General features: G+C 69.0%; 12 protein-coding genes. 11 read left to right on the forward strand and 1 reads right to left on the reverse strand.

The genetic code is table 11. The features are described from left to right. Positions 1–348 precede the first annotated feature (348 nt). The 9 genes from WBN91_RS37645 to WBN91_RS37685 all read left to right on the forward strand — a co-directional run bounded on the left by WBN91_RS37645 (position 349) and on the right by WBN91_RS37685 (position 8,137). Complete coding sequence (locus tag WBN91_RS37645; protein ID WP_337729070.1) at positions 349–798, forward strand: hypothetical protein; 450 nt, start codon at positions 349–351, stop codon at positions 796–798. A 151-nt stretch (positions 799–949) separates the two neighbouring features. Next, positions 950–1,729, forward strand: coding sequence for a F0F1 ATP synthase subunit A (gene atpB / locus WBN91_RS37650; RefSeq protein ID WP_337729071.1), 780 nt, complete (start codon positions 950–952; stop codon positions 1,727–1,729). A gap of 76 nt (positions 1,730–1,805) precedes the next feature. After that, a complete protein-coding gene (locus tag WBN91_RS37655) occupies positions 1,806–2,051 on the forward strand; it encodes an ATP F0F1 synthase subunit C (protein ID WP_121231937.1) in 246 nt (81 codons plus the stop codon). Between the two features lie 31 nt (positions 2,052–2,082). Further along, positions 2,083–2,634, forward strand: coding sequence for a F0F1 ATP synthase subunit B (locus tag WBN91_RS37660; protein ID WP_337729072.1), 552 nt, complete (start codon positions 2,083–2,085; stop codon positions 2,632–2,634). A 10-nt stretch (positions 2,635–2,644) separates the two neighbouring features. Then, positions 2,645–3,472, forward strand: a complete 828-nt coding sequence (locus WBN91_RS37665) for a F0F1 ATP synthase subunit delta (RefSeq protein WP_337729073.1) — start codon at positions 2,645–2,647, stop codon at positions 3,470–3,472. 62 nt (positions 3,473–3,534) lie between these two features. Continuing rightward, on the forward strand, positions 3,535–5,181 hold the full coding sequence (gene atpA, locus WBN91_RS37670; RefSeq protein ID WP_337729074.1) for a F0F1 ATP synthase subunit alpha: 1,647 nt from the start codon (positions 3,535–3,537) through the stop codon (positions 5,179–5,181). Positions 5,182–5,188: 7 nt separating this feature from the next. Then, positions 5,189–6,097, forward strand: coding sequence for a F0F1 ATP synthase subunit gamma (locus WBN91_RS37675; protein WP_337729075.1), 909 nt, complete (start codon positions 5,189–5,191; stop codon positions 6,095–6,097). Then, a complete protein-coding gene (gene atpD, locus WBN91_RS37680; RefSeq protein ID WP_337729076.1) occupies positions 6,090–7,526 on the forward strand; it encodes a F0F1 ATP synthase subunit beta in 1,437 nt (478 codons plus the stop codon). The genes WBN91_RS37675 and atpD overlap by 8 nt, the downstream gene beginning before the upstream one ends. Before the next feature lie 125 nt (positions 7,527–7,651). Continuing rightward, complete coding sequence (locus WBN91_RS37685) at positions 7,652–8,137, forward strand: YcxB family protein (RefSeq protein ID WP_337729077.1); 486 nt, start codon at positions 7,652–7,654, stop codon at positions 8,135–8,137. Here the strand turns inward: WBN91_RS37685 and WBN91_RS37690 are convergent. Continuing rightward, a complete protein-coding gene (locus WBN91_RS37690) occupies positions 8,094–8,879 on the reverse strand; it encodes an IclR family transcriptional regulator (protein ID WP_337729078.1) in 786 nt (261 codons plus the stop codon). The two genes, WBN91_RS37685 and WBN91_RS37690, sit on opposite strands and share 44 nt — an antisense overlap. Positions 8,880–9,134: 255 nt before the next feature. Here WBN91_RS37690 and WBN91_RS37695 point away from each other — a divergent pair, with 255 nt between their 5' ends. Together WBN91_RS37695 and WBN91_RS37700 are read left to right on the forward strand one after the other, a co-directional pair. Beyond that, positions 9,135–9,500 carry a F0F1 ATP synthase subunit epsilon gene (locus tag WBN91_RS37695; protein ID WP_337729079.1) on the forward strand — a complete coding sequence of 122 codons (366 nt, stop codon included), beginning with the start codon at positions 9,135–9,137 and terminating at the stop codon, positions 9,498–9,500. Positions 9,501–9,522: 22 nt separating this feature from the next. After that, positions 9,523–9,957 (forward strand): DUF2550 domain-containing protein, encoded by a 435-nt coding sequence (locus WBN91_RS37700; RefSeq protein WP_337729080.1) that lies wholly within the window; start codon positions 9,523–9,525, stop codon positions 9,955–9,957. Positions 9,958–10,155 lie beyond the last annotated feature (198 nt).

Genomic DNA, 10,155 nt, shown 5'->3' on the forward strand with positions numbered 1-10,155 from the left:
ACCCGACCCAAAGCGTGGTAGCCCTTCGGGCAGGCCATACGGGGATGACACAAGCAAGAAGCCCAGGCAGAGGTGTGGCCGTGCGGCAGCCAAGCGAAAAGCCGAAGGGTTGCGTTGCGTTGCGGAGGGGGAGGGGGCACTTGTCGAGTCCGCCTGCCGGGTCCGCCTGCCGGGTCCGCCTGCCGGGTCCGCCTGCCGGGTCCGCCTGCCCCAGCGCCCACCCGACCGTCGCGTCCCTCGCGCCGCACTGCCCGCGACATCCCGAAGTCAAGGCTTCCCCACCCCCACCGGTCGGGTGATCCGAGCACGCCACATACACTCGTTCCGACCAGTGGGAAGGGGTGACACATGAGCCAGGAGTGGACTCACGAGAAGGTCGTCCAGAAGCTGGCCGGGGAGATGTTCCGCGGCGCGATCTGGGCAGCGCTCGCGACCGTCGCGCTCGGTGCGGTCGTCTGGACCCTCGTGGCCGGTGTGCCCGGGCTGGTCTCGGCGCTGATCGGCGGCGCGCTCGCCATCGCGTGCTCACTGCTCACGCTGTGGCTGATGCACCGCACCGCCAACCTGCCCGTGCAGTTCATCATGCTGGCGGCGTTCGGCGGCTTCCTCGGCAAGCTCGTCCTGCTGGTCGTGGTGATGGTCCTGCTGCGCAAGGTGCCCGCGCTGCACGAGAACGTCCACGAGAACGCGCTCGCGCTGACGATGGCCGCGACGATCGTCGTGGCGACCTTTCTGGAGGTCCGCGCTTCCAAGCGCAGTCGCAGTCAGGTGATCATCCCCACCCCCGGCAACCCCTGAGCTACCGGCTGGTACGGTGCGCGCAGACGGGACGCCCTGGCTGGTGGGGGTGCCCCTCAAGGGCGCGTGCGGTGCATACGGTACGTTTGTCCCGATCGTGACGATTCCCCCGGCGGAGTGAACGCCGGCCGGGAGAACCGGAAGGAACACAGTGACCACGATGGTGCTGGCCTCGGGTGGCGAGTTCGTCGCACCCGGTGTGAAGGACTTCTTCCCCCCGGCGATCTTCGGCTCGGTCGACAAGCCCCTGGTGCTGTTGGTCCTGTCGATCGTCATCATCGGGGCGTTCTTCATCGCCGCGACCCGCAACATGAAGCTCGTCCCGGGCAAGTTCCAGTTCCTCGCCGAGTCGGCCTACGACATCGGCCGCAACTCGATCGCCCGCGAGCAGATCGGCGGCAAGGACTTCAAGCCCTTCGTGCCGCTGATCCTCACCGTCTTCACCTTCATCCTGGTGAACAACCTGTTCGGGCTCATCCCGTTCATCCAGTTCCCCACGATGGCCCACATCGGCTTCCCGCTGGCCGTCTCGGTCCTGGTCATCTACCCGGTCTACCACTTCGTGGGGTTCAAGCGCCACGGTTTCGTCGGCTACCTGAAGCACGCCACCATGCCGCCCGGCGCGCCCTGGTTCGTGCTCATCCTGCTGATCCCGATCGAGTTCTTCCAGAAGTTCGTCCTGAACCCGCTCACGCTCGCCATCCGAGTCTTCGCGGCGATGTTCGCGGGTCACCTCCTGCTGCTGGTCTTCACCCTCGCGGGTGAGTTCCTGCTGCTCAACGGCGGCATCACGGTCGTGGTGGCCCCGATCGCATTCCTCTTCGCCATCGCGCTGACGTTCCTGGAAGCGCTGATCATGGTCCTTCAGGCCTACATCTTCGCCCTGCTGAGCGCCAACTACATCGGCGCCGCGCTGGCGGAAGAGCACTGAAAAACACTCAAGCCTCCGATCCGCGAAGCCTTTCGCGGACCGAGTTGGAAAGGGAACAGCACAAGTGAGCGCATCCATCGTTCTTGCTCAGGAAGCCGCCTCCGGTGTGACCAACGCGGGTCTCGCCGCGATCGGCTACGGCCTCGCGGCCATCGGCCCGGGCATCGGCGTGGGTCTGATCTTCTCCTCGGTCATCAGCGGCACCGCCCGCCAGCCCGAGGCCCGCGGCGTGCTGCTGAGCCTCGCCTGGACGACCTTCGCCATCGTCGAGGTCCTCGCGCTGCTCGGCTTCGTCGTGTACTTCCTCGCGTCGGCAGCCTGAGCACCGTTTCATCGCATAAGAGAGGTTTGTGATGAATACCCTCATCCTGGCGGCGGCGGAAGGGGAGCCGATCAACCCGGTTCTCCCGCACACGTCCGAGATCATCGTCGGCCTCATCGCGTTCCTGCTGCTCTTCTTCGTCATCAAGAAGTTCGTGACGCCGAAGTTCGAGGCGGTCTACGCCGAACGCGCCGCCAAGATCGAGGGCGGGATCGAGAAGGCCGAGCAGGCGCAGGCCGAGGCCCAGCGCACGCTTGAGCAGTACAAGGCGCAGCTCGCCGAGGCGCGCGCGGAAGCCGCGCGCATCCGCGACGACGCCCGCATCGAGGGCGAGCAGATCATCAGCGAGCTGCGCGCCAAGGCGCAGGAGGAGTCCGCCCGGATCGTCGCGGCGGGCCAGACCCAGCTGGAGACCCAGCGGGCGCAGATCGTCGCGGAGCTGCGCGGCGAGCTGGGCCGCCTGGCCGTCGACCTGGCCGACCGGGTCGTGGGCGAGTCGCTGGAGGACGAGGTGCGCCGCCGGGGCACCGTCGACCGGTTCCTCGACGAGCTGGACAACACCTCGGCTCCGGCCGTCAAGTGAGGGAACGCCGATGACGCTGCACGCCGCCAGCCGCGACGCGCTGGCCGCCGCCGAACTGCGGTTGCTGGAGCTGGTCGACGCCGCGCCGGACAGCGCCGCGCTCGGCAAGCTGGGCGAGGAGCTGTTCGCGGTCGTCAGCCTGCTGTCCGGGCAGCCCGCGCTGCGCCGGGCCCTGGCCGACGCCTCGACCGAGCCCGCCGGCCGGGAGGGCCTGCTCCGGGGCCTGCTGGCAGGCTTGGTCTCCGAGGACGCCCTCCAGGTGCTGGCCACGGTCGTCACGGTGCGCTGGTCCAGCCCGCGTGAGCTGGTCGACGGCGTCGAGTCGCTGGCCCGCACCACGCTGCTGGTGCGGGCCGAGCGGGACGGCCGGCTCGACACGGTCGAGGACGAGCTGTTCCGGCTCGGCCGCATCATCGCGGGCAACCACGAGCTGGAGCTGGCGCTGACCGACCCGGCGGGCGACCCCGCGGGCAAGGTCGAGCTGGTGGACAGCCTCGTGGCGGGCAAGGTGGACGAGACCACCAAGACCCTGGTCGACCAGCTGGTCCGCGAACCGCGCGGGCTGGGCGTCGTCGGCGGCCTGTCGGACCTGGCGGCCCTCGCGGCCAAGCGCCGGGAACGCTCGGTCGCCTACGTCCGCTCCGCCGTCGAGCTGGACGCGGCGCAGCAGGACCGCCTCGAGGCCACGCTGACCCGGATCTACTCGCGGCCCATCGCGCTGCACGTGGAGGTCGACCCCACGCTGCGCGGCGGCCTGCTGATCAAGATCGGCGACGAGATCATCGACGGAAGCGTGGCGGGTCGGCTCGCGGCTCTGCGCCGCGACCTCGCGAGCTGACCGAACACCGGAACCGCGGCCCACAAGCCCCTTTCCTTAAACGAAGTGAGAGCAGGAACGACATGGCGGAGCTGACGATCTCGTCGGACGAGATCCGCAGTGCGATCGAGAAGTACGTCTCGACCTACTCCCCGGAAGTCAGCCGGGAAGAGGTCGGCGTCGTCGCGGAGACCTACGACGGCATCGCCATCGTCGAGGGTCTGCCCGGCACCATGACCAACGAGCTGCTGGAGTTCCCCGGCGGCGTGCTCGGTGTCGCCCTGAACCTGGATGTGCGCGAGATCGGCGCCGTCATCCTGGGTGACTTCGACAAGATCGAAGAGGGGCAGGAGGTCAAGCGGACCGGCCAGGTGCTCTCCGTGCCGGTCGGCGACGGCTTCCTCGGCCGCGTGGTCAACCCCCTCGGCCAGCCCATCGACGGCCTCGGCGACATCGTCGCCGACGACACCCGCGCCCTCGAGCTCCAGGCCGCGTCGGTGCTCCAGCGCCAGCCGGTGAACGAGCCGATGCAGACCGGCATCAAGGCCATCGACTCGATGACCCCGATCGGCCGCGGCCAGCGCCAGCTGATCATCGGCGACCGCAAGACCGGCAAGACCGCGGTCTGCATCGACACGATCATCAACCAGAAGAAGGCCTGGGAGTCGGGCGACCCGAAGCAGCAGGTCCGCTGCGTCTACGTCGCCATCGGCCAGAAGGGCTCCACCATCGCGGGCGTCAAGGCCGCGCTGGAGGAGGCCGGCGCGCTGGAGTACACCACGATCGTGGCGGCCCCGGCGTCCGACTCGGCCGGCTTCAAGTGGCTCGCCCCCTACACCGGCTCGGCCATCGGCCAGCACTGGATGTACCAGGGCAAGCACGTCCTGATCATCTTCGACGACCTGACCAAGCAGGCCGAGGCGTACCGCGCCATCTCGCTGCTGCTGCGCCGCCCGCCGGGCCGCGAGGCCTACCCGGGCGACGTCTTCTACTTGCACTCCCGCCTGCTGGAGCGCTGCGCGAAGCTGTCCGACGAGATGGGCGGCGGCTCGATGACCGGTCTGCCGATCATCGAGACCAAGGCCAACGACGTGTCGGCGTACATCCCGACCAACGTCATCTCGATCACCGACGGCCAGTGCTTCCTCGAGTCGGACCTGTTCAACGCCGGTGTCCGCCCGGCCGTCAACGTGGGTATCTCGGTCTCCCGCGTCGGTGGCGCCGCGCAGATCAAGGCCATGAAGACGGTCTCCGGCTCGCTGCGCCTGGACCTGTCGCAGTTCCGCGAGCTGGAGGCGTTCTCCGCCTTCGCCTCCGACCTGGACGCGGCCTCCCGCGCCCAGCTGGAGCGCGGCGCGCGCCTGGTCGAGCTGCTCAAGCAGGGCCAGTACTCGCCGGTGGCGGTCGAGGAGCAGGTCGTGTCCATCTACCTGGGCACCAAGGGCCACCTCGACAGCGTCCCGGTGGGCGACGTCCGCCGCTTCGAGGGCGAGTTCCTGGAGCACGTCCGCCGCAACCACGACGTGATCCTCTCCAGCATCCGCGAGTCCAAGACGTTGTCGGAAGACACCGAAAAGGGCATCGTGGACGCTGTCAACGCGTTCAAGCAGCAGTTCACCGCCTCGAACGGCGCCCCGGTGGTCAACGAGGCCCCGGCTGAGGCGATGGACGCCGACAAGGTCGGGCACGAGTCGGTCAAGGTGAACCGACCCGCCCCGGCCGAGAAGTGACGTAGGCATGGCGGCACAGATTCGAGAGCTGCGCCAGCGGATCCGCACGGTCAACTCGACCAAGAAGATCACGAAGGCGTACGAGCTGATCGCGACCTCGCGCCTGGCAAAGGCCCAGGCGCGGGTGGCGGCGTCGCGCCCGTACGCCGAGGAGATCACCAGCGTGCTGTCGGCGCTGGCCACGGCGTCGGCCAACCTCGACCACCCGCTGCTGACCGAGCGCAAGGCCCCGAAGCGGGCCGGCGTGCTGGTCGTGACCAGCGACAAGGGCATGTGCGGCGGCTACAACGCCAACGTGCTCAAGGCGGCCGAGGAGCTGTTCTCGCTGCTGCGGTCCGAGGGCAAGGAGCCGGTGCTCTACGTCATCGGGCGCAAGGGCGTGGGCTACTACCGGTTCCGCCGGCGGGACATCGTCGACGAGTGGACCGGGTTCTCGCAGCTCCCGCACTACGTCAACGCCTCCGAGGCGGGCGACGAGCTGGTGAAGGCCTTCGTCGCGGGCAGTGACGAGCCCGGTGGCGTGGACGAGCTGCACGTCGTCTACACCGAGTTCAAGTCGATGCTCAGCCAGCAGCCGGTCGCCAAGCGCATCGCGCCGATGGAGGTCGAGTACGACCCCACCCCGGCGAAGTTGCAGTCGGTGTACTCGTTCGAGCCGAACGCGGAGACGCTGCTCGGCGCGCTGCTCCCCAAGTACGTGAAGACCCGGCTGTTCTCGGCACTGCTCGACGCGGCGGCGTCCGAGTCGGCGGCCCGGCGTACCGCGATGAAGGCGGCGACGGACAACGCCACCGAGCTCGTGCGCAACCTGAGCCGCCAGGCCAACGCGGCCCGCCAGGCCCAGATCACCCAGGAGATCAGCGAGATCGTCGGTGGCGCCTCCGCGCTTACCGGTGGCGCAGGAAGTGATGAGTGACATGAGTGCTACTGCCACCACCACCCGCACCGGCCGTGTGGTCCGGGTGATCGGCGCCGTGGTCGACGTGGAGTTCCCGCGCGACTCGGTTCCCGAGCTGTTCAACGCCCTCCACGTGGAGATCACGTACGAGGCCGTCGCCAAGACGCTGACCCTGGAGGTCGCCCAGCACCTGGGCGACAACCTGGTCCGCACCATCTCGATGCAGCCGACCGACGGCCTGGTCCGCGGCGCGACCGTGAGCGACACCGGCAGCGCCATCAAGGTGCCCGTCGGCGACGTCGTCAAGGGCCACGTGTTCAACGCGCTGGGCGACTGCCTCGACTCGCCGGGCCTCGGCCGCGACGGCGAGCAGTGGGAGATCCACCGCAAGGCCCCGTCGTTCGACCAGCTCGAGGGCAAGACCGAGATCCTGGAGACGGGCATCAAGGTCATCGACCTGCTGACCCCGTACGTCAAGGGCGGCAAGATCGGCCTGTTCGGCGGCGCGGGCGTGGGCAAGACGGTGCTCATCCAGGAGATGATCACCCGTATCGCCCGCGAGTTCTCCGGCACGTCGGTGTTCGCCGGCGTCGGCGAGCGCACCCGTGAGGGCACCGACCTCCTCCTGGAGATGGAGGAGATGGAGGTCCTCGGGGACACCGCGCTGGTGTTCGGCCAGATGGACGAGCCGCCGGGCACGCGTATGCGCGTCGCCCTGTCGGCCCTGACGATGGCCGAGTACTTCCGCGACGTCCAGAACCAGGACGTGCTGCTGTTCATCGACAACATCTTCCGGTTCACCCAGGCCGGTTCCGAGGTGTCGACCCTGCTGGGCCGCATGCCGTCGGCCGTGGGTTACCAGCCGACGCTGGCCGACGAGATGGGTGAGCTCCAGGAGCGCATCACGTCGACCCGGGGCAAGTCGATCACGTCCCTCCAGGCCATCTACGTGCCCGCGGACGACTACACCGACCCCGCCCCGGCGACCACGTTCGCCCACCTGGACGCGACGACGGAGCTCTCCCGTCCGATCTCCCAGAAGGGCATCTACCCGGCGGTGGACCCGCTGTCGTCCTCGTCCCGGATCCTCGAGCCGTCGATCGTCGGCGAGGAGCACTACCGGGTGGCGCAGGAGGTCAAGCGGATCCTCCAGAAGTACAAGGAACTCCAGGACATCATCGCCATCCTCGGCATGGACGAGCTGTCCGAAGAGGACAAGGTCCTCGTCGGCCGCGCCCGTCGCCTGGAGCGCTTCCTGGGCCAGAACTTCTTCGTCGCGGAGAAGTTCACCTCCCAGCCGGGCTCCTTCGTGCCGATCAAGGAGACCGTCGAGGCGTTCGACCGCGTCTGCAAGGGCGAGTTCGACCACTACCCGGAGCAGGCGTTCTTCTCCTGCGGTGGTCTGAACGACGTCGAGGAGAACGCGAAGAAGCTGGCCGGCAAGTAAGTCCCCGGCTGTTCGTCCGGAAGGCCCGTCCCCCTCGTGGGGGCGGGCCTTTCCGTTGTGCCGGCGTGTCTTCGTCGTATCCGAACCGGACCAGCGGGTGCGCGCGCGTGGATAGGCTTCGCGCCATGACCTCGTACGTCCACGTGCCCTACGACGAGACGCTGTTGCGGCGGACCATCGAGTACATCCTCCAGCCGTACACGAAACGGCTCCTGCCGCTCGGCCTCGGGATGGTGGGTGCGGGCGTGCTCGTGGCGATGCTGGGGATCTGGCCGCCGTACGCGTGGGTGTCGGTGATCGTGCTCGGGCTGCTCGCCTTGTTCGCGATGAAGCCGTACATGGTCGGCACCTCGGTCAGGCAGCAGTGGGTCGCGATCCAGGCCGACTTCCGGTTGGACGCGGACGACGAGTGGGTGTCGTTCTCCTACCCGACCTTCCAGTCGCGCGTCCGGTGGGAGGCGCTGGAGAAGGTCGTGGAGACGCCGGAGGCCTGGCTGCTGGTGCTGGGCAAGGTCCAGGCGACGGCCGTGCCCAAGAGCGCGATGACGCCCGAGCAGCTGGCCGCGTTCACCGCCCTGCTGGCCCGCCGCCGGCCTCCCGTGGCCGCTTAGGCGCGCGCCACCCCATCGCGCGGGAGATCGCGCGCCCACAGGCCCGCACGGCCGGCAGAACGGTGTCCGTGCGCGTCTCGACCGGCACCACGACCGACACGGCCGCTACCACGTCACCGGACGACCCGCGCACGGGCGCGGCCACCGAGTACGTGATGGGTTCGATCTGGCGGTCGGAGATGGCGTAGCCGTCACGACGAACGGTCGCCAACGCCGTGCGCAGGGCCTTGGGGGTGCTGATGGTGTGGGAAGTGAAGCGCTTCAAGGGCGCCGCCAACGCCTCCTCTTGGACGTCGTGCGGCGCGAACGCCAGCAGAACGAGCCCCACGCCCGTGGCGTGCAGGGGCATGCGCGACCCCATGCGGGTCAGGATGCTGACCGCGTCCACAGCGGACAGGCGCTCGACGTAGACGACCTCCAGACCGTCACGGACCGCGAGCTGCACGTTGTGCCGGGTGACCTCGACTAGATCCTCCAGGTAAGGCAGCGCCCGTTCACGCAGGTCCAGCGCACCGGGGGAGAGGGCGCCCAGTTCGTAGAGCCGCAGCCCGATCCAGAGCCGCCCCTTGGTGTCGCGTTCCAGCGCCCGGTGCGCGAGCAGTTCCCGCACCAGCCGGTGGGTGGTGCTCAGCGGCAGACCGGAGTGGCGGCTCAACTCGGACAACGTCGCCGAGGGCCGCTCAGCCGTGAACACGGCCAACAGCGCGAACGCCCGACCGAGCAACGAGACGGGAACCGGCACACCCTCAGTCTTCCACTCACCGGAAGCACACCAAGCCCGTGACCCACCTCACTCCACCCACAACGACATTTGTCCCCGGCGTCTACTCGGGACACCCTGATCCGACTCCGGCGCAATGGTCGGGACCGCCGTCAGGGTGACCCCCAGGCGGGTGGTACCACACGTACCGCAGCGCTGAGGGTGGCTGGGGCGGCGGCCCGTTCGGGCGACCGTTTAGACTGCACACGACTCCAGTGCCAGACAAGGGAGATGCGCGTGGCCGAGATGACCGTCCAGTTGGTCGCCGTGGAACGCCGCCTGTGGTCCGGGACGGCCACCTCGGTGGTCGCGCAGACGACCGAGGGCGAGATCGGCATCCTGCCCGGCCACGAGCCCGTCCTGGGCCAGTTGGTCGAGGGTGGCGTGGTCCGGATCCGCACCGTCGAGAACGAGCTGGTCACCGCGGCCGTGCACGGCGGTTTCCTCTCCGTGACCGGCGACGGCGTGAGCATCCTCGCGGAGGCCGCCGAACTGGCCCACGAGATCGACGTCGAAGAGGCCCGCTCGGCCCTGTCCAACGCGGACGAGGTGGAGCGCGCGAGGGCGCTCGCCCGACTCCGCGCCGCGGGCCACCCGGCCTGACCCGGACGAGCGGACAAGCGCCGTGGGGATCGCCGAAGTCGTCGGGGTGGTCCTGTTCGTCGCGGTGGTGGTCCTCGCGTACCTCGCGTGGCGCCGCATCCGCCTACTGCGCGCCGGTGGCGTGCACGTAGCCCTGAGGACCCGCTTGGACGGGGGCGGCAGGGGCTGGCACCTGGGCGTCGGCCACTACCGGGGCGACGAGTTCGTCTGGTCAAGGGCCCTGAGCCTGCGCACCGGCCCCGACCGCGTGATCTACCGCGACGGCTTCGAAATCGACGACAGACGAGAACCGACCGCGTCCGAGGCATACGCCATGCCCCAGGGCGCGGTCGTCCTCCGATGCAGCGGCACGAAGGGCGAAACGGTCGAGATCGCAATGGGCCCGGACGCCTTGACCGGCTTCCTGTCCTGGCTGGAATCCGCCCCTCCCGGCCGCTCCATCCCCTGGGCTTCCTGACCAACCCCAGTCCAGCCTGGCCACGCCCTCCTGACACGGACTAGCGGCGACCTCCGAGCCCAAGCCGGCCCCAACACGAACGCCCAGCCAGCGCCAGCTCTGGCGCGCAGCGCCCGCCTTCGCGCGCGCAGCGCGCTTCACGAAGCTGCCGCGCGGCACACCTCTGCCTGGGCTTCTTGCTTGTGTCATCCCCGTATG

Source organism: Saccharothrix sp. CCNWYY140, from assembly GCF_037401995.1.
Lineage (GTDB): Bacteria > Actinomycetota > Actinomycetes > Mycobacteriales > Pseudonocardiaceae > Actinosynnema.

What these genes read in the sequence shown, in the direction of transcription:
- WBN91_RS37665 (WP_337729073.1), top strand. Translation starts at nt 2,645, where the DNA reads ATGACGCTGCACGCCGCCAGCCGCGACGCGCTGGCCGCCGCCGAACTG.
- WBN91_RS37675 (WP_337729075.1), top strand. Translation starts at nt 5,189, where the DNA reads ATGGCGGCACAGATTCGAGAGCTGCGCCAGCGGATCCGCACGGTCAAC.
- WBN91_RS37685 (WP_337729077.1), top strand. Translation starts at nt 7,652, where the DNA reads ATGACCTCGTACGTCCACGTGCCCTACGACGAGACGCTGTTGCGGCGG.
- WBN91_RS37645 (WP_337729070.1), top strand. Translation starts at nt 349, where the DNA reads ATGAGCCAGGAGTGGACTCACGAGAAGGTCGTCCAGAAGCTGGCCGGG.
- WBN91_RS37660 (WP_337729072.1), top strand. Translation starts at nt 2,083, where the DNA reads ATGAATACCCTCATCCTGGCGGCGGCGGAAGGGGAGCCGATCAACCCG.
- atpD (WP_337729076.1), top strand. Translation starts at nt 6,090, where the DNA reads ATGAGTGACATGAGTGCTACTGCCACCACCACCCGCACCGGCCGTGTG.
- atpA (WP_337729074.1), top strand. Translation starts at nt 3,535, where the DNA reads ATGGCGGAGCTGACGATCTCGTCGGACGAGATCCGCAGTGCGATCGAG.